Annotated in this window: 17 protein-coding genes, 1 pseudogene and 1 riboswitch; of the genes and pseudogenes, 5 read left to right on the top strand and 13 right to left on the bottom strand. The window is 46.8% G+C overall.

Annotated features, from left to right (window positions below):
• The 8 genes from L5M28_RS03290 to L5M28_RS03255 all read right to left on the bottom strand — a co-directional run bounded on the left by L5M28_RS03290 (window position 1) and on the right by L5M28_RS03255 (window position 9,219).
• Window positions 1-264 (bottom strand): chemotaxis protein, encoded by a 264-nt coding sequence (locus L5M28_RS03290; protein WP_105252574.1) that lies wholly within the window; start codon window positions 262-264, stop codon window positions 1-3.
• Window positions 265-366: 102 nt separating this feature from the next.
• Window positions 367-1,482, bottom strand: a complete 1,116-nt coding sequence (gene thiH, locus L5M28_RS03285; protein ID WP_263197593.1) for a 2-iminoacetate synthase ThiH — start codon at window positions 1,480-1,482, stop codon at window positions 367-369.
• Window positions 1,479-2,243, bottom strand: coding sequence for a thiazole synthase (locus L5M28_RS03280; RefSeq protein WP_263197592.1), 765 nt, complete (start codon window positions 2,241-2,243; stop codon window positions 1,479-1,481). The genes thiH and L5M28_RS03280 overlap by 4 nt, the downstream gene beginning before the upstream one ends.
• Before the next feature lies 1 nt (window position 2,244).
• Window positions 2,245-2,448 carry a sulfur carrier protein ThiS gene (thiS, locus tag L5M28_RS03275; RefSeq protein WP_014610604.1) on the bottom strand — a complete coding sequence of 68 codons (204 nt, stop codon included), beginning with the start codon at window positions 2,446-2,448 and terminating at the stop codon, window positions 2,245-2,247.
• A gap of 1 nt (window position 2,449) precedes the next feature.
• Window positions 2,450-3,352: a HesA/MoeB/ThiF family protein gene (locus tag L5M28_RS03270; protein WP_263197590.1), complete on the bottom strand. Its 903-nt coding sequence runs from the start codon at window positions 3,350-3,352 to the stop codon at window positions 2,450-2,452.
• Window positions 3,345-5,255, bottom strand: a complete 1,911-nt coding sequence (locus L5M28_RS03265) for a bifunctional hydroxymethylpyrimidine kinase/phosphomethylpyrimidine kinase (protein ID WP_263202458.1) — start codon at window positions 5,253-5,255, stop codon at window positions 3,345-3,347. The genes L5M28_RS03270 and L5M28_RS03265 overlap by 8 nt, the downstream gene beginning before the upstream one ends.
• A gap of 2 nt (window positions 5,256-5,257) precedes the next feature.
• Complete coding sequence (gene thiC, locus L5M28_RS03260; protein WP_263202456.1) at window positions 5,258-7,381, bottom strand: phosphomethylpyrimidine synthase ThiC; 2,124 nt, start codon at window positions 7,379-7,381, stop codon at window positions 5,258-5,260.
• A 201-nt stretch (window positions 7,382-7,582) separates the two neighbouring features.
• A riboswitch (TPP riboswitch) is annotated at window positions 7,583-7,681 on the bottom strand.
• A gap of 167 nt (window positions 7,682-7,848) precedes the next feature.
• Window positions 7,849-9,219, bottom strand: a complete 1,371-nt coding sequence (locus L5M28_RS03255; protein WP_263202455.1) for a hypothetical protein — start codon at window positions 9,217-9,219, stop codon at window positions 7,849-7,851.
• A 494-nt stretch (window positions 9,220-9,713) separates the two neighbouring features.
• On the opposite strand from L5M28_RS03255, the gene trhA reads away from it, so the two are divergent.
• Window positions 9,714-10,397, top strand: coding sequence for a PAQR family membrane homeostasis protein TrhA (gene trhA, locus L5M28_RS03250; protein ID WP_212600966.1), 684 nt, complete (start codon window positions 9,714-9,716; stop codon window positions 10,395-10,397).
• A 162-nt stretch (window positions 10,398-10,559) separates the two neighbouring features.
• Here the strand turns inward: trhA and L5M28_RS03245 are convergent, their stop codons facing one another.
• The 3 genes from L5M28_RS03245 to L5M28_RS03235 form a co-directional block, all read right to left on the bottom strand.
• A complete protein-coding gene (locus tag L5M28_RS03245; RefSeq protein WP_411569166.1) occupies window positions 10,560-11,123 on the bottom strand; it encodes a tRNA-uridine aminocarboxypropyltransferase in 564 nt (187 codons plus the stop codon).
• A gap of 190 nt (window positions 11,124-11,313) precedes the next feature.
• Window positions 11,314-11,844 (bottom strand): NUDIX hydrolase, encoded by a 531-nt coding sequence (locus L5M28_RS03240; protein WP_263202451.1) that lies wholly within the window; start codon window positions 11,842-11,844, stop codon window positions 11,314-11,316.
• Between the two features lie 271 nt (window positions 11,845-12,115).
• Window positions 12,116-12,919 carry a tRNA (adenine(22)-N(1))-methyltransferase TrmK gene (locus tag L5M28_RS03235; protein ID WP_263202450.1) on the bottom strand — a complete coding sequence of 268 codons (804 nt, stop codon included), beginning with the start codon at window positions 12,917-12,919 and terminating at the stop codon, window positions 12,116-12,118.
• A gap of 267 nt (window positions 12,920-13,186) precedes the next feature.
• Here L5M28_RS03235 and L5M28_RS03230 point away from each other — a divergent pair.
• The 3 genes and pseudogenes from L5M28_RS03230 (at window position 13,187) to L5M28_RS03220 (ending at window position 17,137) form a co-directional block, all read left to right on the top strand.
• Window positions 13,187-15,319, top strand: a pseudogene (locus L5M28_RS03230) (glycoside hydrolase family 97 protein).
• Window positions 15,320-15,735: 416 nt separating this feature from the next.
• Window positions 15,736-16,644, top strand: a complete 909-nt coding sequence (locus tag L5M28_RS03225; RefSeq protein ID WP_263202448.1) for a helix-turn-helix domain-containing protein — start codon at window positions 15,736-15,738, stop codon at window positions 16,642-16,644.
• A gap of 43 nt (window positions 16,645-16,687) precedes the next feature.
• Window positions 16,688-17,137 (top strand): carboxymuconolactone decarboxylase family protein, encoded by a 450-nt coding sequence (locus L5M28_RS03220; RefSeq protein ID WP_263202447.1) that lies wholly within the window; start codon window positions 16,688-16,690, stop codon window positions 17,135-17,137.
• 82 nt (window positions 17,138-17,219) lie between these two features.
• Here the strand turns inward: L5M28_RS03220 and L5M28_RS03215 are convergent, their stop codons facing one another.
• On the bottom strand, window positions 17,220-18,227 hold the full coding sequence (locus L5M28_RS03215) for a class I SAM-dependent rRNA methyltransferase (protein ID WP_263202445.1): 1,008 nt from the start codon (window positions 18,225-18,227) through the stop codon (window positions 17,220-17,222).
• Between the two features lie 211 nt (window positions 18,228-18,438).
• Complete coding sequence (locus L5M28_RS03210; RefSeq protein ID WP_198572268.1) at window positions 18,439-18,732, bottom strand: YciI family protein; 294 nt, start codon at window positions 18,730-18,732, stop codon at window positions 18,439-18,441.
• Between the two features lie 887 nt (window positions 18,733-19,619).
• Here L5M28_RS03210 and L5M28_RS03205 point away from each other — a divergent pair.
• Complete coding sequence (locus L5M28_RS03205) at window positions 19,620-21,281, top strand: MFS transporter (protein ID WP_263202444.1); 1,662 nt, start codon at window positions 19,620-19,622, stop codon at window positions 21,279-21,281.
• Window positions 21,282-21,403: the final 122 nt, after the last annotated feature.

The following is a 21,403-nucleotide window of genomic DNA, read 5'->3' as shown; positions in this document are numbered from 1 at the left end:
TTACACCTTAATATTAATGATCGAACCTATCGTTTCAGAATCAGTTTCAATCACTTCTGTTGACGCTTCCCCTTGTCTTAATGACTCATTAGCGGTAAGTAACGCCGAGGTTTTATCAGGCTGCGCAACATCTCTTGTAGATTCAGCCGGAGCCGCACTTTGAGTCGGTGTAGGTTTAGCCACATCTATTGTTGCTTGAGTGAGCCCAGATTGAGCACTTTGCAAGCCTTGCAGACCGGATGAATAAGCAGATTGGATTTGCATAACGGTATTCCTGCACGCTGTGATTAATGGGTCAATTATTGACCAATCACCTGCAAAAGTACAGGTTTTATCCGCATTCTCACCATTTATTTACGGTCTTATTTATCCCGTGATCCAATTGGCTTCCCAATCCTTAAATACGGGATTAAAACCCTGCCTTTGCATCTGTTCGATGACTTGCTCGACGCTGCGATCATCGCTTATCTCAAATTGATCGAGTTGACTGTCGGGTGCTTGATAGCCCCCTGGTTGTGTCGAACTACCCGCACTGATTTGAGTAATTCCAAGTGGCAAAAGATTATCCCTCAGCTCAGGGCTTTCCCTTGTCGACATACTGATATCAAGCTGATGATTAAAAAGTCTAAATGCACAAATCATTTGTACTAAACCTAAATCCGATAGCATAACTTTTGGGGTGATCCCGCCAGTACAAGGCCTTAACCTTGGCAGCGAAATACTAAAGCGAGTGCGCCAATAGCGACGCTCTAAATAGTCAATATGATATCCCATCATTAACGCATCTAAACGCCAATCATCCAGCCCCAGTAACACCCCAAGACCAATTTTATCGACCCCCGCCGCCGCAACTCTGTCCGGTGTTGCTAAACGATAGGCAAAATCCATTTTTTTACCTCGGGAATGGTGACGAGCATAAGTCTCGGGCTGATAGGTCTCCTGATAAATCATCACAGCATCTAAACCTAGCGCGACTAACTGGCGATAATGGTCCTCACTCATGGGTTGGACCTCCATCGCCACATGGCTAAATTGCTGCTTTACCAATGGCAACATTTGCTTAAAATAATCGATACCGACCTTAGTTTCATGCTCACCCGACACCAGTAAAATAGAATCGAACCCCCTATCTTTGATAATGACCATCTCGGCCATCAACTCCTGCTCATTCAAGGTCTTGCGCTTGAGTTTGTTACTCATGCTAAAACCACAGTAATCACATTCATTAGCGCACAGATTTGAGACGTATAGCGGTAAATACATGCCCAGATTCGCGCCAAATCTCTGCCGCGTAAGCGCCGCTGAATGTTGTGCCATGGTTTCGATATAAGGTTCAGCCGCAGGTGATAACAAGGCCAGTAAGCAACGTAAATCCCCTGCTGGACTCACTAACGCCCGCTCGACATCTTGGGCTGTGCAAGAATACAAATCGAGTAACAGTTTATCCCGTGGGATGTTGGTAAATTCCGCTACAAAACTCATTGATTTAAAAATCCCGTCAGAGGACTGGTCTGTACCGCGCCCGTTTGTACTCGGCCAAGCCCTGCTTCAAAGGCCCGTCTGCCGCATTGCACCGCCTCCTTAAAGCACTCGGCCATCACTTTCGGCGACGCGCTGCTGGCGATGGCCGTGTTGACGAGCACCGCATCGGCGCCCAGCTCCATTGCCCGCGCAGCCTGCGAAGGTGCGCCAATGCCGGCATCGATCACCACTGGCACCCGCGCCTGCTCTATGATGATTTTTAAAAAGCTTTCAGTGACTAAACCTTGATTACTGCCAATCGGACTCGCCAGTGGCATAACCGCAGCGCAGCCCACCTCTTCCAAGCGGCGACAGAGCACAGGATCGGCATGCACATAGGGCATCACGATAAAGCCTTTCTCACAGAGGATTCTGGCCGCATCTAAGGTTTCAATCGCATCGGGCATTAGGTACTTAGGGTCTGGATGGATTTCGAGCTTAATCCAATGAGTTCCCAGCATTTCACGGGCAAGCTCAGCCGCAAACACCGCTTCCTTGGCGTTTCTCGCCCCCGAAGTGTTAGGCAATAGCTGTACACCCGCTTGACGTAACGGCATGAGCAAATCATCAAGCCCCATTTTAAAATCAATTCTTTTCATCGCGACTGTCACTAACTGCGATTTTGAAGCCGTTATCGCCTCAAGCATCACTTGGCTATTGCTGAATTTTCCCGTTCCGGTAAATAACCGTGATTCAAACTCCACATCGGCAATCGTTAACATATTAGCCTCCCGCCACTGCTGAAAAAAGTTCTAATTTATCTTCATGTTGGCAGAGAATAGATTGCCAGCGATTGCGCGGAACGACCTCAGCATTCAATACGATAGCAACCGAATCGAGGGCAATATTTTGTGCGAGGATCACAGCCTCGAGTGACGTTGGTTCAGATAACGACTGCGGGATATTGTTTATGTGAATTAAAATCATATCAAACCTCAAGACTATCTTTATTTGATGATAGATAAGCCCCTTTGGGACAACACACGTCACAATGGGGATCCCGCGTTAATGCAGCCGCTGTCCATGAAAGCGATTTAGCGTCAAAGCGCCAAAAACGCCCCAACAAGGCATTTTTCGGTTCATCACCACCGCTATTCACACTCAGCAAGAGTTGCATGGCCACCAAAGATTGCATTGACGCCATCACGCCCACGCTCGGCCCGAGTACGCCTTGGGTACTACAGCTCTGCGACACTCTCGTCTGTGCGGGGAAAATACAGTGATAACAACCACCAGAGGGGAACCGCATTTGGTCGACTGCAAACAATTGACCGCTAAATGCTGCTATTGATGCACTGACTAAAGGTAAAGCAGCTTCGATACAGCAGCGATTAATGGATTGGCGAGTCGCAAAATTATCTGTGCAGTCAAGCACAAGTACTCTTTTACCCTGTTGTTTTAATTGTAAAACCTCAGCGAAGTGATGAGCTGATGTCTCAGCACTAAATACTGTTTCATAGGCAGTAACAGTGCACTGCGGCGCTAAATGATTAAGTTTTTTCTTGGCAACTCGCGCCTTATTAAGTCCAATATCAGCATCGTTGAATAGCAATTGTCTTGGTAGATTCGAAACTTCAACCTTATCCATGTCGATTAAGGTCAAGTTGCCAATGCCAGCACAAGCCAGATACTGCGCCGCCAATTGCCCTAAGCCGCCAAGCCCTACAATAACAACGCTGGCGTCGACCAATTGCAATTGCCCTGCCTCACCGACCTCTGGCAATAAGACTTGCCGAGAATAACGGATGAAATTGGCATCACTGAGTGTATGAGCGCTTTGTGTTCCGTCGCAAAGAACCTCTGCGTGAGAAAGCGGTGGTTTTTCACTCATGCTTTGCATCCAACTCATGCTTTACAGCCAGTTCATCAGACAAGCTACATTGCTCCCAAGCTTGGCTCAGCTCTGCGAACGCTGCTAACGGATCCTTAGCTTTCGTTATTGCGCGCACCACAGCAATATTGACTACCCCAGTAGCTTTCACCTTTGCCAGATTATCTAAGTCGATGCCGCCAATGGCGACCAAGGGATAATGGTCTTGGAGTAACGCCACATAGTGCTTAAGTTTTGCGAGCCCTTGGGGCGCCGAAGGCATTTGCTTCGTCGTGGTTGGGAATATATGCCCAAGCGCTATGTAGGATGGCGAGTATTGATGCGCCAATAGCAACTCGAAATAACTGTGGCTGGATAGACCTAACGCGAGTCCAGCGGCTTGAATGGCCGCTAAGTCGGTAACGGCGAGATCTTCTTGGCCTAAATGTACCCCAAAGGCATGGTATTTTATCGCTAACTGCCAGTGATCATTGATAAAAAGCTGCGCATTAAAATGCTTGCCTAAGGCAATAGCCGTTTGAATTTTTGCCTCTAATTCAGAGCCAATTAACTCAGGTTCGCCTGACTTAGATTTGCCTGACTCACATCTACCTAGCGCTGACTTACCTGAATCAGATTCGGCTAACACTGCAGCAGTTGACTCGCTTGAATCGGTTTTTATCCGTAACTGCACGGTTTTAACGCCGGCAACTAACAAACTCTCCAACATGGTTAAATCACTCACCACGGGATAAACACCAAGATCGGCATCGAGCACTTTAAAACCGTGGGATAAAATATTTTGAGCTGGCGTCGAGGTTGTATTCACCAGAACCGCTTCGGGTAAGTCATGACCAGCATGGCTGTCTTGGTCAATGTCAATACCATCACACAGCCTTATCTTTGCATAGCGGGACAAGTCATTGGGCCACCCCGTGCGGGCCAACGGCCCTGGACCTTGCCCTAAACCAATCGCCGAGCTTAAGCCTTGACTCACATAGGCTTTTGCAACAACCACCGCATCTTGCAATACAAAACCCTGCGCTAACACGGCGGCAATGGCCGATGACAAAGTACAGCCGCTACCATGGTTATGACGAGTATTAACCCGCGGGCTTGCCAACCAGAAACGCCCATTTTGATGCAGCTCAGAGCTAGCGCGTACTTGATGGCAAACCAGATAATCCTCAGCAAGCCCATGATCCCAGCCGTTGCTATCGAGAGTGCTAACATTAACGTTAGCCTGAGTTTGAGCATGAGTGTTATCGTGAGTTTTAGCATGAGTATCATCAAGAATATCAGTGCTACCACTCACATCGCCCCCTTTAGCGAGCACACTGCAATCTAAACTCTGGGATAAAGCCTGTGCTGCAGCAACGAACTGCGATTTGGTCGAAACATCGCTGTGAGTTAACCGCCTAAGTTCAAGCACATTGGGCGTGATAAGTTCGATTAAACCTTTGAAAGGCCTAAAATCTAAGGCTGATTTGGCCGCACTTTTTACATCCTGACAGTTATCTACTGCTAATGCATCGCCACAACTGGCGACCATCACTGGATCGACAATCACAGGCACAGATGGATACTGGATTTTAAAACTCGCGATCCAATCTGCCAGCAATGCCACTTGAGTTTGATCTGCCAGTAAGCCGATTTTAATTGCTTTGGGTGGCAAGTCGGAAAGTAGAGTCGTCAGCTGAGCCATTAACATCGCCGCTGATACGGGCTCAACTAAAGTGACCGCCACTGAGCTTTGCGCCGTCACTGTGGTGATCACGCTGCAACCGTGACAACCCAAATCTTGAATCGTGGCCAAGTCCGCCTGAATACCGGCACCGCCGCCGCTGTCTGAACCGGCTATGGTCCAAACAAATGCGGGGCGAGCGGTATTCATGGGCGAATTACCCCCATGAATACCCGACATAATTAGGCTTCCTCTGCTTCGGCGACAAGCTTGTCTTTCACGTGATAGATCTCGGCGCCCGAAGCAGCAAATTGTGCCGATTTTAGCGCCATTGCCGCTTCCAACTCCTGCGGCGTCTTGACTGTGACTTGCATGGCTTGGTCAGCAGCTTCAACTTGATCCGCCTTCGCTTGTGCCGCCTCTAAACCTGCGGCATAGGCGCGCACATCTTGGGTGATTTTCATCGAACAAAATTTAGGGCCGCACATAGAGCAAAAATGCGCGACTTTAGCGGATTCCTGCGGTAAAGATTCATCGTGGTAAGCGCGCGCGGTTTCAGGATCGAGTCCTAAATTATATTGATCTTCCCAGCGGAATTCGAACCGCGCCTTTGCCAGCGCATTATCACGAATTTGCGCACTCGGATGACCTTTGGCCACATCGGCGGCGTGGGCAGCAATCTTATAAGCAATCAAACCTTGCTTAACATCTTGTTTATTCGGTAATCCTAAGTGTTCTTTTGGTGTTACATAACACAACATGGCGCAGCCGTACCAAGCTATCATGGCCGCGCCTATGCCGGAGGTGAAATGATCATACCCAGGTGCAATATCGGTGATTTGTGGGCCAAGGGTGTAAAACGGCGCCTCGTCGCAGTGAACTAACTGCTTGTCCATGTTCTCTTTAATGAGCTGCATCGGGATATGTCCCGGCCCTTCGATAATGGTTTGTACGTCGTATTCCCACGCGATTTTGACTAGCTCACCTAAGGTTTCAAGCTCTGCAAACTGGGCGGCATCATTAGCGTCGGCAATTGAGCCTGGACGCATACCATCACCTAAAGACAGGGATACATCGTAGGCGACGCAAAGCTCACAGATCTCACGAAAATGGCTGTAGAGGAAGTTTTCCTTGTGATGACTCAGGCACCATTTGGCCATAATTGAACCGCCGCGAGAAACGATCCCAGTAACACGTTTAGCTGTCATCGGCACATAACGCAGCAGCACACCAGCATGAATAGTAAAGTAATCAACACCTTGCTCAGCTTGTTCAATCAAGGTATCGCGGAACACTTCCCACGTTAAATCCTCTGCCACGCCGTTCACTTTCTCCAGCGCTTGATAAATCGGCACTGTGCCGATGGGCACTGGTGAGTTGCGGATGATCCACTCGCGGGTTTCGTGAATATAACGACCCGTGGATAAATCCATTACCGTATCTGCGCCCCAACGGGTAGACCAGACGAGCTTTTCCACTTCTTCCTCGATGGAAGACGTCACCGCCGAGTTACCGATATTGGCGTTCACTTTCACCAGAAAGTTACGCCCGATAATCATAGGTTCGGCTTCGGGATGGTTAATATTCAGCGGAATAATCGCGCGGCCACGGGCAACTTCGGCGCGGACAAATTCGGCGGTAATCGGTTCGCCGACTAAGGCACCAAAGGCTTCGCCCTTGGCTTTACGATTGAGGATTTCATCCTGTACTTGCGCAAGTGCCATGTTCTCGCGGATCGCCACATATTCCATTTCTGGCGTGATAATCCCTTGACGGGCATAGTGTAATTGACTGACTCGTTTGCCCTGCAGCGCTCTGCGTGGGCGGACAATGGCACTCGAGCCTGCCTCAAAACGCAGATGATCTAAACCGTCGTCGGCGAGTCTTTGTTGGGTAAAGTCTGAGGTCGCGCAGGATAATTGCTCTGTGTCGTTGCGGGCTAGGATCCAGTTTTGTCTTAATTTACCAAGGCCTAGACGCACATTGATGTCGGCCTCAGGATCGGAATAAGGTCCGGCGCAATCATACACGCGGATTGGCGGATTTTTTTCCATGATAGGCGCATCATCAGTACCGCCGACAAATGTGTCAGTCTGCAGAATTTGCCGCATGCCAACGCGAATATCGGCACTGGAACCTTCGAGATAAATCTTTTGTGAATTAGGATGTTGCAGTGGCGCTAACGTATCGATAAAGGCTTGGGACTGCGCACGGGTTTCGCGGCGACTCGGCGCCTTAGGCACGATTGATTGACTAGACTCAGCCGATTTATTAGGCACTGTCGATTTATTAGGGATTGTCGATTCTGGTGCTGTGATTTCTATCGCATTGGCAGCTACAGCTGGGTTTGGGTTTGAACTGGACATAAGCAATCTCACGTTAAAAAATGGAGTTGCTTGTCTGGAGAATTGCGTTGTTGATAGCTGGACATGGCAATCAACTTTTGTGGCCAACACTGGCTTCAAAAATTGAGTTACCCTGCTCAATAACGATTAAATCTAAACATTAAGGCTTAAAACACTGCTGAGTAAACAGGTGTTCAAGCCGTCTATTTTAGCGATTTAATGTGTGTTATTACGCTTGTTTCCTTCGCAGGTTTTAACCTGATCAGGTTCAACGGATCCCGAATAAACGGTCTCAGCCAAGAGGCACTCCGACAAGATGAGTGGGCAGTATAGACAGAAGCGGCAGCAACAAACAAGGAAAAAAGCAATTAAAAACCTTAACCACCAATCCAAAATAAAGATTCATAATTCATTGTTTTTAATTGATTAAATAAAATTAAACTAAAAAATTCATAATTAGCATGAAAATAAATCATAAAAGAAAGTCACTATTTATGGGGTTTGAGCATCATTTTGTTTAATCGAGATTGAATGGCATCATTAATAGCTTGATTGATTTTTTTGCCACTGCAGTTAATGGGAAAACCTAAATTTTCGGCGTTAGGATTAACTTGAGTGCCGACTTGTACCACGCGATAACAAGTATCCCCTTTACGCACAATACGATTTGGGTCTAAGGGTAAATCTAGACTCGTTGTGCCACCGAAATCATCAGCATTAGGGACAAATAGCACCTCCATCTCTGGGCTCATTTCACTCATATTCGATTTCCGGGTGAACTTATCGGCCTGTTCAATGACGAGAGCATCGAGCGCTTGCTCGCGCTGACGTTCAAAATATTGCTGGGTGAATAAACTCATGCTTGAGCTTGTCGCTATTGTGCTCTCACCTTCTGCTGCAGGCGAGCTCTTAGCGCCAAGCTGCGGCTTTAATTCTGAGGTATCCAACGTATTCGTTGGTTTTGTTGCCATCGTTTCAGTGGGTTGTTCATCACTTGGGGCAATTGATTGAGTTTTCTTTGATTGAGATTGGCTCGATTGAGTGATGTTCGGTTTAACCGTATCTGGGTTCACTTTTTCCGACTCTACTTTTTCAGAGACGGCCTTTTCGGGTGCTATTGTTTCAGGCATGACCTTTTCAAGTATTGGCAGAGGCTTCACTTGAGTTTGAGGTGTGGGAACAATTGTAGGCGTAACAGAACTTGTCGCTTCAGTCTTATCCTCGGTCTTGATCTCAGTTTTGGACTCCGAGGTTTCGGCTTTCTCTACCGCGGGAGCATAAATAAAGTAAGCCTTGATCGCTGTCACTTTAGGGCCACGGCTTTCTATTTCCTTCAATCCAAAGGGATTTAACTGCGGGCGCCACAAAATGCAGATAAGTAAAAATAAACACGCATGCACTAAGAGCACAAAAAATAACAAACTGAATCCTTTGAAATACGGCTGACGAGCACGCAAAACGGATCCCGTCCCCAATCCCTGAGCACTAGTTTGTATCGTCCTAGACAGTTCAGGTTTGGATTCAGATTCAGAAACCAATTTATCTTGATCTTGATGTTCAGCACGGATTTCTTGCAGTACCAAATCTTGGGCTTGCTCTTGGTCTATAGCTTGGGTGTCATGCTCAGTGACTAAAAAGCCTGCACCGCTATTGAACGCTAATGGCTCCGCATTAGTGGTAAAAACAGGCGTTTGAGCAGCATCCAGTTCACCGAGCTGATGATCAAAGGCGATAAAAGTCTCACCTTCTGGCGATGTGACCGAAATCAGCAAAGCACTATCGACATCATCTCCAATCGCTATCGCTGTAGGAGATGCTGTCAATAAAGGCGCGGCCTTGGGTTGATGTTGAAAAGGCAAAATCCATCCTTAGGTTTTGTATAGTATCCATTGATTTCAATGATGCTTAACGTGGAACGATTACACTCTAATTCAATATCAATCCAATATCGGGTTGGTGAATATTGAAAGCGAATTATCTATTGATTGCATTTACTTACGAGTGCTCAACGCAGATTAGAGGAGGCAAACAGAGCAAAGTTCAATGCGAATGCAACCTGCTACAAGCACAGTACTTTACGCCAGTGCTTGATAAGTCACTTGCCAGTTAAGACAAATAAGGCTGGGAATTGGGATCATAATCGCGCTAAATTGAATGTTAAATCTCACGTCTTGAAGCGAGTAGCATCATCAATGCGATGCACTGATGGGAGTGCAAGACGGCGTTAAAAATCTAAAAGATGAAAAATAGAAGCCAACCATAAATTTAAGCTTACAAGTGTACGCTTAAATATGGTGATTTATTTTTCTAACTGATAGACTCAGTCATTATCGTTTACGAGTGTGTATCTACCATGTCGAGTCAAAGTGTTACCGAACAGCCAAACACAGTTAAAAACCCGGTAAAATCTGGACCATATAGTATCAAAGAAGAGATCGCTAACAGTGTATCCCATGGCCTAGGTGTCATTGCGGGGATTGTGGCATTGGTGCTCATGCTGCTTAAAGGTCAAGATCACCTAACGCCAATTCAACTTACGGGCGTAACCATTTATGGTGCGAGCATCATAGTGCTTTTCCTATGCTCGACGTTATATCACAGCGTTAGCCATTCAGGCTGGAAACATAAACTGAAGATCGCCGATCACTGCGCTATTTACTGTTTAATTGCAGGAACTTACACACCTTTGATGCTGATAAGCTTACAAGGCACGCAGTCGATAGTGATTTTAACGGCTATTTGGTCGCTTGCAATTGGTGGGATCCTATTTAAGACACTGTTTATTCACAAATTCAAAAAGTTAAGCTTAGTCTTGTATCTCGCTATGGGCTGGCTATGTGTCACTGTGATGGGCGATTTAACGGCGGCGATGTCAGAGGTAGGCTTTAATCTATTGATCTTAGGCGGGTTATTTTACACCTTAGGGGTTGTATTCTACGTCGGTAAACGCATTCCATTCAATCATGCCATTTGGCATTTGTTTGTGCTCGGCGGTGCCATGAGCCACTTTCTGTGTATTTATCTGACTGTTATTTAAATGACTATGATTTAACTGATGGTGATTTAACTGGCTCTGATTTAAATGACTATGACTTAACAGATGGTGATTCAGCTGACAGTGATTTATCTATGGGTCAAAGCTAAAAGTCGTTAATTATCTATTCATGCACTTCCTCGAACACTCTCTCAAACACTGCAATCAAGTACGGTTATTCAATTCAGTAAACAGCGACGCTAATAGCGTCGCTTGTTCTGCTCTGCCACACTGGCGCCAAAGCGCAATAATACATTCTGCGGTACACAAGCCCCCTTCTTGCTGATTACGCCGCAATATAAAGGCGGATTCAGGCATAAGTGGCGGCAAACTGACTCGTGCGGCTGTTTTGAGATAGGGACTCTGGCGCAGCATCTTACGCGCCTCCTGCCAAGTCGCATCTAAAATCACCACTTGGTTCGGCATCCGTTGTGCTGCTATGGCTGTAGATTGCGCAGGCACTAACAAGGCTTGTGCGTTCGAGAGCGCTGGCTCAGCTAAAACCGTATCTAAGGCATTATGATCAATGGGCCCAGTGTGCTCAGTATCACTTGCTGGAAACAACAGTTTAGCCTGCTGCGATGCCAACATAGCCACTAAATCGTTATCAGGTGCCGTTCTCGACCAGACGATACTTTTCACCTCTTCAGGGAATGCGGCTAACGCGAGTTGGCCAGTATTCGTTTTGCGGGTTAACTCGCGCTCGTGGGTCAATAAAATAATCTGCATTATCTTCCTTGCTGCGGCAAAAGAGTGAGAAATTGCCTTAAACATCCACTGAGTCAGACACAGACTCGAAGCATATCCACTTAAAAGATCAGGTTAAAATAACGGCGTTCAATCGCCAACAAACCAAGCTAACTAAGTTTGACGTGAAATAAAATCATAGATTAAAGTTATGATTTAAAAATGGTAAAACTTACAAACATTCCAATACTATCTGTTTTAGCAGAAAAGTTTCACGCTCTATTGATTGGCCTTTATGGGGATGATTGCGCTGAATATCTTCGTTATGGGCGATAGCTTGATGAATATTAAGCCATTCAGGTCGCATGCCATTTTTTATCTCATGGGCTTCTAATCGAGTCTCACCTAAACCACGCTCGCCCAGTGTGATGTCAATACGGCACACATAACAGAATGACTCCATGTGCACTACATTCGCTCCTTCACGGTACCAAGGTCGAAACTCTTCATAGCGACCAAAGGGCGCTAACACTTGAATGTCTAAGGCACCGGTTTCTTCCTGAAGCTCGCGGATCAGTCCATCTTCGAGACTCTCGCCATCGTCAATTCCGCCTCCGGGTAAGCTGTAGTCGCGGTATTTTTGGGTATAAAGTAGCAAAATGTCTTCACCCAATAACACTATCGCGCGGGCAGCTCTGCGGTAAAAAACGCGTGCCGTCTGTAGGTTAACCGCAGGATCTTGGGTGGTTCTCAATAAACGCATAGTCTTAGCCATTTGCCGAAAAGGAGTCGCAGCATAAACGAAAATGCGCCAAATGCAGATCAAAAACTGCCACAGAGGCAATAATCACACTCAGTCCAGTCCGAGTGATTAATAGATTTTAACGATTACAAGATTGATTTTTAATGATTTATGCCAAAATTATTTTACCCATAATATTAACAACGAGATCGCGATGCATCAGCTCTTTCGCCTGATCCTCATCTTAGCTGCTCATCTTAGTTCTCAGCGTAATGCCCAAGCGGAAAAATGCTCAAGCGCATTCAAACTCACTATGTTCACTCAAGAGCTGGGCCAATTGCTGCTGATAGGCATCAATAATCTCTGGTGTTTGCTTATGCGTGGGCATGCGTAGGTAATGACCAATCACCTGCGACAGATAACGCTGCGCTCGCGGCAAACTTGTTTCATCTAACGTCTGCCACATTAACGAACCCGTAGCACTGATAAGCAGACCATTTGGAGCCGCGATTGTACTGACATGGAGGATTTCGTAGAAACGTTGATTCTCTTCCAATAAGTGTTCCGACTTAAGCCCTAGCCCTAAGGCAGTGAGTGATTGCCTGACATAATAATTATGATGCACGGGACACAAAATAAATTCGAGGTGCCGCTGTGGGTATTGGGCTAGAATTGCCTTCACTAAGTCCACCAGCAGTTCACCGCCCACGCCAGCGATGATAATCAGCTGTTTATCCTTGTCACTGGTTTGCGCGAGCGGTAAAGCCGCAACATCAAGGCAATGCACTTGCCACTGAGTATGACGACTTAAATTTGGATCCATGTCTAGGTTTAAGTGTGGGTCTATTTCTGGGTTTAAGTCTGGATCTAAGTTTGGATTAAGGCCTGATATGTCAGCGGGGAAGAAACGCTGCAAACGCACTTCAAGCGCCTGCATCAGCGAAGGCACACAATCGACAAAGTGTACATGGCGGGCAGCGCTCCTTTCTAGCAACAGCATACCGAGTAAACCATGATCGCAGCAGCAATCCCAAATATGATCGTAATGACCACTGATCATGCTGTTTATCTGTTGTAAACGTTGGTTAATTTTCACGGTTTGACCTTACTACTGCGGCTCCAAATACTGTAAATCCCACTGTAAATCCCACGCTAAATTGCATTTTTAAGCAAAAAGAAAGCGCGCAGTTTACCCGAGTCAAAAGCAAACCACATCTTTTGTTCGTGCCCTCGCAGTGCTTCTCGTCACGTCTGTTACGTCACGCCTTAATGTGGTGAATACGTATGCAGGCCGTTGCGGTTAAAAAGCCATCGCCACTAGTATGCTGTGAGTCACATTCATTATAAAAACAAGGATCAAGGAATGTTCATCAAGACCAACCCTATTCAGTTTACTGGCCGTCACTTAACAAAGAGTCACGCTCGCCAGAGCTCATCACGCCAAAAGCAATCGCAAGCGCTATTGTGGCCTACACTTATCGCTCTTGCGGTGGCTAGCCTCTTTAGTGCCAACGTATTTGCCAAAACCGTTACCGTCAGCTCACCCAACCAACAAATTCAAATCAGCTTGAGTGACGATACTGGCCGCCCCGAATATAAAATCGATTTTCACGGCAAGACAGTCATAGAACCGAGCCGCTTAGGCTTAGTTTTTCAATCCCTTGGTGAACTCGGTCAAGGATTGCAGATTAACAGCAGCGAGAAAAAAAGTGCCGATGACAAGTGGCAACAACCTTGGGGCGAGCAGGAATGGATCCGCGATCAGCACAATCAACTGACCGCAGTATTAAGCAACGGCAAGGTGCAGCTCGAAGTCGAGTTTAAAGCCTTTGACTATGGTATTGGCTTTCGCTATCACTTAGCCCCACAAGCTGCCCTGCCCGCCAATTCGCCGCTCTCAATCACAGACGAGTTAACCGAGTTCAATGTCGGCAAAAGCGATAAAGCTACAGCATGGTGGATCCCTGCCCGCGGCTGGAATCGCTACGAATATTTATATCGTACCACTGCGCTTAAAGACGTCGATAGAACCCATACCCCCTTCACCTTTAAACTCGCAGACGGTACGCACTTAAGTATCCACGAAGCCGCCTTGGTGGACTTTGCCGCCATGACCTTAGATCAACAGCGCGATGGCAAACTTAAGGCGGATCTCACGCCTTGGTCCGACGGTATTCGCGTCAAAACCCAAGTGGGTTTTTATACGCCATGGCGCACCATTCAAATTGCCAACAAAGCAACTGGGCTGCTCAATTCGCACCTTATCCTAAACCTCAATGAACCCAATAAACTCGGCGATGTTACTTGGGTAAAACCAGGGAAATACGTCGGTATTTGGTGGGGAATGCACTTAAACGAAAATACCTGGGGCTCGGGCCCAACCCATGGCGCAACCACCAGTGAAACAAAACGTTATATGGATTTCGCCGCTCAATATCAGTTTGATGGCGTACTGGTAGAAGGTTGGAATGAAGGTTGGGATGGCGACTGGTTCCACAACGGCGATCAATTTAGCTTTACCAAGGCCTATGCTGATTTCGATCTGCCCGCCATCACAGCCTACGGAGCAAAGCAAGGTGTACGTTTAATCGGCCACCATGAAACCGCAGGTTCAGTCACGCATTATCGCGATCAAATGGCTGATGCCTTCGCCCTGTATGAGCAGCATGGTGTTACTCAAGTCAAGACGGGCTATGTCGCCGATGGTGGCCAAATCAAGCGCATAGATGACAAAGGCATTACCCGTCACGAGTGGCACGACGGCCAGTTTATGGTCGGTGAGTATTTGCACAATGTCACCGAGGCTGCGAAACACCATATCAGTATCAATACCCACGAGCCGATTAAAGACACAGGCCTGCGCCGAACCTATCCAAACTGGATCTCCCGCGAAGGTGCCCGTGGCCAAGAATACAATGCTTGGGGTAGCCCACCAAACAACCCTGAACACACGGCCATGTTACCCTTTACCCGCATGCTTGCGGGTCCAATGGACTTTACTCCGGGGATTTTTGACTTAGCGCCCAAAGGGTTGGATGCAGAAAATCGTGTGCAGACCACGTTGACCAAACAGCTCGCCTTGTACGTTGTGCTCTATAGTCCAATCCAAATGGCAGCGGATCTGCCGCGCAATTATGAAAAGCACTTAGATGCCTTCCAATTTATCCGCGATGTGCCCACAGATTGGTATCAAAGTGTCGCGCTGGCCGGTGAAGTCGGTGACTATGTGGTCTTTGCTCGCCAAGCGAAGGATCAAGGTGATTGGTACTTAGGCGCACTCACGGATGAAGCCGCACGCAAGGTCACGGTCAAACTGGATTTCCTCTCCCCGAATAAACGTTATCAAGCACAAATTTAGCGCGATGGCGCAAAAGCCGATTGGAAAACCAATCCCTATGATTATGTGATTGAAACCAAAGAGGTAAGTGCTAAAGATAGCCTAAACCTCGCACTCGCCAGCAGTGGCGGCACGGCAATAAGGTTCAAAGTGCTTTAGGTTTAGTACTTTAAATTCAGCACTTTAGGTTTAACTCTTTAAATTCAGCATGTTAACGTTAGCGCGTTAACTGAGTGTTTGAGCGAGTGTAAAAATACAGAGTAAACAACAGAAAGTCACCAAGGATGTACCTTGTCCTTGGTGACTTTTTATTGCCAGATAGCACCTGTTTATCCCAATACAAAACGTAAAAGTTAATCTCCCCTTGAAGCGTCTTAGTTGATGTTGGCGTAAATTCAGTTCGTGCCCATTGACCGACAAATCGGTATAAATCGAATAAACAGGCTATAAATGCCCTCGCAAACTCACCATAATTGTAGACAGACCATGCCAGTACAAGGCAAATGCGTACAAGCAACACAGGTGCAAAAATGCCTCAGCTCAGTTAGATTAATCTGACCTTCCTTTACTTGCTTATGGTGCTCAGCTTGCGATATCGGGCAAATTTATTAGAAATGCGCAGCTTTAAACGTTTCGAAACTGAACTCGCGCACTTAGGCTTTAGCCATTTTAAACCCTTAGCGCCACTTCGCCCTTGGGTGCAGCGCTACTTTCATTTGCGCGTTGCGACTAATTTACCGCAGAGCATTGAACAGACATTTTATCCGGACGGCGGCACTAGCCTGCATTTCTATTTCCCAACGCCAACGCTTACTCAAACGCTAAGAGGCGAAGAACCTCAAGTGTTATTTCACTGTGGTCAGAGCCGACATTCCCACGCCTTTTTACCAGGAATCGAGCTGATAACCGTTCGTTTTCACCCCGGCGGCGCGTTTCATTTACTCGGCATTGAACTGCAAGATATTATGTCTACTTCATCAGTGACGACTATTGATGCGACGCAATTGCAGCTAACAGGATTGGATCAACTGCTATCACAACTGGCGGAAACCAATCTGCCAGCCCAACGCGTCGCTCTACTTGAGCACTGGTTATTGCAGCTCAACCAGCGGCAATGTGATGTGGCCTTATCTCGACATAAAAGCGCTATGATTAGCTTAGTGCAGGCGAGTTTACCAAAGCTTATTCAAACCCAAGCCAGTTTAGAGGATTTCTATAGACAACTGCCCCTAAGTCGCCGCCAGTTTGAACGAAGATTTAAACAAGAAACCGGATTATCACCCGCGCAGTTACTGCAATTAAACAGAGTCAAAATCGCCCGAAACTTACTCAGCCAATCACCTAACCTCAGCCTAGTGCAGGTCGCATTCGATTGCGGATTTTACGATCAAGCCCATCTACATCAACACTTTGTACGGGTGACACAGCAAACTCCAGGACAATACAAAAAGCGTAAAATGTCGCAAATCTCCAATCCTACATAGCGCTAACCGCTTAGATTGAAGCCTCAGCTTATAGGAGGCTTTTATGTCAGAACGTATACCACGCCAGCAAATTTACCAGCTACAACCCACACTCGCTAACGCACTGCTCAGCTTAGACGAAGCAGCCGGCGACTCCCACTTTTCGCCATTACTGGTGCATTTAGTCAAGCTTAGAGCATCGCAACTCAATGGCTGCGCGTTTTGTCAGCGAATGCACGCCGAGGAAGCCAGAAGCGACGGTGAAGAACAGCTGCGTTTAGATTTACTTGCCGCTTGGCAGGAGGTCGATGGAATCTTTAATGAACGGGAACGTGCAGCGCTGCTCTGGACAGAAATCTTAACCCAAGTTGCTACTGCGCCCGTGCATGACAGTCAATATGCGGCGCTTGCAGAGCATTATTCCGAGAAAGAAATTGTCGATCTCACCAGCTTAATCATTGCCATTAATGGCTGGAACCGCATCGCGATAGCCTTCCATTTACAGCCCATCTAGCGGCAAATAAAAAGGGCACCGAATCGGGTGCCCTGCTTGTTGATATCTCTATGTAGTTCTTATCACTATGCCGTTTGTATAGTTAACTTAATGTCAGCGCCACTATTTTAAGTGGGTGATTATCATCGAATGACGGGAAATCCTCATGGGGATCGAGCCAAGTGTGCGTAGTGACTGTACGGCCTTGTTTTTCAACGCAGCGCACTAAACTGTCAAACCATGCTTGGCGCTCGACTTTCGCCACATTGTTACAGCAAACGATAGTGCCACCGACTTTCGTCGCCATTAATGCGGGCTTGAACAAACCTTGATAATCATTGACCAAATCAACAATACCAAAAGCACTCTTGGCATAACGCGGCGGATCGAGGAACACCAGATCAAACTGGGTTTGCGCCAATTTGGGATAACTCGGTAATTTTTGATTGCGACGCCCTCCCACACTCAAGCCTGCCAATTGGCGCAATGCCGGAAACGCATCACTCTGCACAAACTCACATACATTCGACACCTGATTTAACGCCGCATTCGCTTTGCCCGTCGCTAAAGCAAAGGAAGAAAAATCAACATTCATCACCTGAGTCGCGCCGCCGATGGCTGCCGCAGTACCAATGCCGCAGGTGTAGGAAAACAAATTCAGCACAGTTTTATCTTGGCTGTGTGCCCGCACATATTCGCGGCCAATGCGCATATCAAGGAATAACAGCGGATCTTGTCCTTCGTGGCGCAGTTTAGTGCTGAACTTGATGCCATTTTCCTGCATTACTCGCTCAGAACTCGCAATCTCTGTCAGTGCGGGAGATAAGGCATTCAATACACGGGAATGGCCTAATGAACGATCGTTATACACTATCGGCAAATCGGCCTGTTGCAACAAAACAGTGCCGACATCAACCAACTCTTCGTCGGTTAAGGTCTGATGAAAACTCTGCACTAGCCAAGTATCGCCATAACGGTCGATATTCAAGCCACTGACGCCTTCGACTGTGCCATGGAACACCCGAAAACAATCGGTTTGATCCTGTTCTGCTTGTTGTAAAAAATCATGGCGTTTCGCCAGAGCCGTCGATAACAGCGTTTGAATAGACATAAAAAGTGGGACTCGCGCAGCGGAAACCTGCGTAAGGTTTCAAGAGGGAAAACGGCATAATACCAAACTAGGTCGCAGAATATCGGAAAAGTTCGCCCCGAAAACAGCATAAACACCGACTAACACCCAAATGGGGGGAACTCTATGTCCCCCAACCCGCCAAGCCTGTTATAACCAAGTGCACGGAATAATTTTCAAACAAAGATGTAGGTTAAATCACTTCAAGCAACGGCTCTAACCCTGGCGCCGTTTTAGTCGGCACAAACTCTATCACCTCAAACTCAGCGACATCGGCAATGCAGAAAGGATCTTGCTGCAAAATAGCCTCTAGCGCCGCGCGACTTTCAGCCTTGGCGAGGATGACGCCACCGGTACGTGGCACCTTACGACCCGAGGCGACAAAAGTCCCTGCGGCATAATACTCATCAAGATAAGCAATATGGGCGGCTAAATGTAACTCCACTTCTGCAATTGGCTTTTTATAGGTAAGCGAGACAACAAACATAGGGATCCTTTAATCAACTGAAAAAATTTAAAATAATCGAACGAAAAACGCTTAATCTGGCGATCATCATAAGCTAAGTAACTATTTGAGCCCACCATATCTAGGCTGGCTATATAGTGCAGAGTGCGCAACTTTCGAGTCAAGCTATCGGCATCCGTACTGGATATTTATTGCATGCTGACTCTGATTAAGCGCATTTAACTCGCCGTCAGTTATGCTGCGGTTGATTTTATCACTCAGTTAACATCCGCAATAACAATACCCTTTTTTTCTAAAAAATAATGCAATGACTGATCATCAAGTATTCTAACAAGATTAGAGAGTTATTTGAGCATTCCAGCAAGCCTATAGCTATTGATAAATCGTCTAGATGCGTTACGCCTATGTTTCAATCCAGTTACTGAGCCATGATGAATACGTATGTAAGCAGTTGTGCAAAAATCTACGCCGAGGCTACTATAAATCCGCTCGTTTCACCCTCTGCTTGTGGGGTTTGAAATCTGTGAGGTCGTTTCTGATAGGGTTATATACAAGGATTGCTATCAGGCTTAAGTTCTTTCTGCTGACTGGCTTTAGGCCACTCACTTGGGCTAACCCCTTTGAATTAAGGTGTTAGCCCAAATTTGAAATGAATTTATCGGCGAATATGCTTCTGAGGGAGGAGTATATTCGCCATTTTTTCACAGAGTACACTCATTCATGGCATGCGCGAAACTACCATGAATAAGCCATGAATCTGACTCTTGGCTTTTATTGTATGCTCTTGGCTGTGATGAAATAGCTCACCACATAAAAGCAAAGTACAGTGCCAATCCATTGCTAGGCAAAACAATTAAAACAATAAGCACTCAAGGCAGAACGACTGCCGGCAACAGAAAGGAAGTTCAATGTCTTCGAATCACCAGCAAGATCCCCATCAAGCCGCAGCGCCTCAGTTGCCGCATGCATTCAAGCAACAACCTGAGCTGAGTTTCTGGCAAATTTTTAATATGTGTTTCGGTTTTTTAGGCATTCAATTTGGGTTTGCCCTGCAAAATGCCAACGTCAGCCGCATTTTTCAAACCTTGGGGGCTTCTATCGATGAAATCCCCATACTGTGGATTGCCGCGCCGCTAACGGGTTTATTGGTTCAACCTATTATTGGTTATTTGAGTGATAATACTTGGGGACGCCTTGGCCGTCGCCGCCCCTATTTTTTGATTGGCGCGATTTTTACTACCCTTGCCATTTTTATCATGTCGCACTCGCCTACCCTGTGGATTGCCGCCGGCATGTTATGGATCATGGATGCCTCGATCAACATCGCCATGGAGCCGTTTCGCGCCTTCGTCGGTGACAATTTACCGAAAAGCCAACGTACCCAAGGCTATGCCATGCAAAGCTTTTTCATCGGCATTGGCGCTGTGGTGGCTTCGGCCTTACCCTATATTTTGACTCACTTTTTTGATGTTGCGAATACTGCACCAGCGGGTGAAATTGCCGATTCAGTGCGTTATGCCTTCTATTTCGGTGGCACAGTATTATTGCTCGCCGTCAGTTGGACTGTCGTATCGTCAAGAGAATATTCCCCTGAAGAATTAGCCGCCTTTAACGCAAAACAAGTCGATGCTGAAGATGAAACTTTAGCCCGCACTCGTACCCGCAAGGACTATCAATTTGCCTCCTTCGTATGGATGGGTCTCGGCGCCCTGCTCACCTTCGCTATTGGGGCGCAGGATTTAGACAAGCAACTGTATATTTTGAGCTTAGGGATTTTCGCCTTTGGCCCATTACAACTGTATTGCGCGCTGCGTTTGGGCCATTCACAACCCGCTGAACGCAATAAGCTCGGCATGGTATTTAGCGTGGTCGATGACTTGTTCCATATGCCCAAAGCCATGCATCAACTGGCGATCGTGCAGTTTTTCTCTTGGTTCGCACTGTTTGCCATGTGGATTTACACCACAGCCGCCGTGACGTCTTACCATTTTGGCAGCAGCGATGTGTTGTCCCAAGCTTATAACGACGGCGCAGATTGGGTCGGCGTACTATTCGCCTCCTACAATGGTTTTGCCGCCATTGCCGCCATTTTTATTCCTATGCTGGCTAAGCGTATTGGCATCAAGCTGACCCACACAGTCAATATGTTCTGTGGTGGTATAGGTTTGATTAGTTTCTTTTTTATTACAGACCCAAACCTGTTATGGCTGCCTATGATTGGTGTCGGTATCGCGTGGGCGTCAATTTTATCTGTGCCCTACGCCATGTTGTCGAGCATGTTACCCCCGCAAAAAATGGGCGTTTACATGGGGATTTTTAACTTCTTCATCGTCATCCCGCAGCTTCTTGCCGCCAGTGTGCTGGGTTTAGTGCTCAATGGTCTGTTCGATGGTCAACCTATTTATGCACTGATCACAGGTGGCGTCTTGATGATGTGTGCAGGCATTGCCGTATTATTTGTCGACCAAGACGTTGTCGAACAAAATAACCCAAATAATCAAAGTACAGCAATGAACCACAAGACCCACTTAATCACGAAAGCCACAGACAAATTAACGAATAAAAGTTAGCTCTTTATAGCTGCGATACACATTAGGCGATATGCAGAAATGCATGTTAAGCGCGGTGAATTCGGTCATTTGGCTAATCACAGCAGCATAAAATATCTTTATCAATTCAATCACTATAAAAA

This window comes from Shewanella sp. SW32 (assembly GCF_025653365.1).
Taxonomy (GTDB): domain Bacteria; phylum Pseudomonadota; class Gammaproteobacteria; order Enterobacterales; family Shewanellaceae; genus Shewanella; species Shewanella oncorhynchi.
The sequence above is the reverse complement of the archived record's forward strand: the minus strand, read 5'-3'. Positions and strand labels throughout refer to the sequence as shown.

What these genes read in the sequence shown, in the direction of transcription:
- L5M28_RS03225 (WP_263202448.1), top strand. Translation starts at nt 15,736, where the DNA reads ATGGTGCTCAGCTTGCGATATCGGGCAAATTTATTAGAAATGCGCAGC.
- L5M28_RS03290 (WP_105252574.1), bottom strand. Translation starts at nt 264, where the DNA reads ATGCAAATCCAATCTGCTTATTCATCCGGTCTGCAAGGCTTGCAAAGT.
- L5M28_RS03210 (WP_198572268.1), bottom strand. Translation starts at nt 18,732, where the DNA reads ATGTTTGTTGTCTCGCTTACCTATAAAAAGCCAATTGCAGAAGTGGAG.
- L5M28_RS03240 (WP_263202451.1), bottom strand. Translation starts at nt 11,844, where the DNA reads ATGCGTTTATTGAGAACCACCCAAGATCCTGCGGTTAACCTACAGACG.
- trhA (WP_212600966.1), top strand. Translation starts at nt 9,714, where the DNA reads ATGTCGAGTCAAAGTGTTACCGAACAGCCAAACACAGTTAAAAACCCG.
- L5M28_RS03270 (WP_263197590.1), bottom strand. Translation starts at nt 3,352, where the DNA reads ATGAGTGAAAAACCACCGCTTTCTCACGCAGAGGTTCTTTGCGACGGA.
- L5M28_RS03280 (WP_263197592.1), bottom strand. Translation starts at nt 2,243, where the DNA reads ATGTTAACGATTGCCGATGTGGAGTTTGAATCACGGTTATTTACCGGA.
- thiH (WP_263197593.1), bottom strand. Translation starts at nt 1,482, where the DNA reads ATGAGTTTTGTAGCGGAATTTACCAACATCCCACGGGATAAACTGTTA.
- L5M28_RS03205 (WP_263202444.1), top strand. Translation starts at nt 19,620, where the DNA reads ATGTCTTCGAATCACCAGCAAGATCCCCATCAAGCCGCAGCGCCTCAG.
- thiS (WP_014610604.1), bottom strand. Translation starts at nt 2,448, where the DNA reads ATGATTTTAATTCACATAAACAATATCCCGCAGTCGTTATCTGAACCA.
- L5M28_RS03245 (WP_411569166.1), bottom strand. Translation starts at nt 11,123, where the DNA reads ATGCAGATTATTTTATTGACCCACGAGCGCGAGTTAACCCGCAAAACG.
- L5M28_RS03215 (WP_263202445.1), bottom strand. Translation starts at nt 18,227, where the DNA reads ATGTCTATTCAAACGCTGTTATCGACGGCTCTGGCGAAACGCCATGAT.
- thiC (WP_263202456.1), bottom strand. Translation starts at nt 7,381, where the DNA reads ATGTCCAGTTCAAACCCAAACCCAGCTGTAGCTGCCAATGCGATAGAA.
- L5M28_RS03265 (WP_263202458.1), bottom strand. Translation starts at nt 5,255, where the DNA reads ATGTCGGGTATTCATGGGGGTAATTCGCCCATGAATACCGCTCGCCCC.
- L5M28_RS03220 (WP_263202447.1), top strand. Translation starts at nt 16,688, where the DNA reads ATGTCAGAACGTATACCACGCCAGCAAATTTACCAGCTACAACCCACA.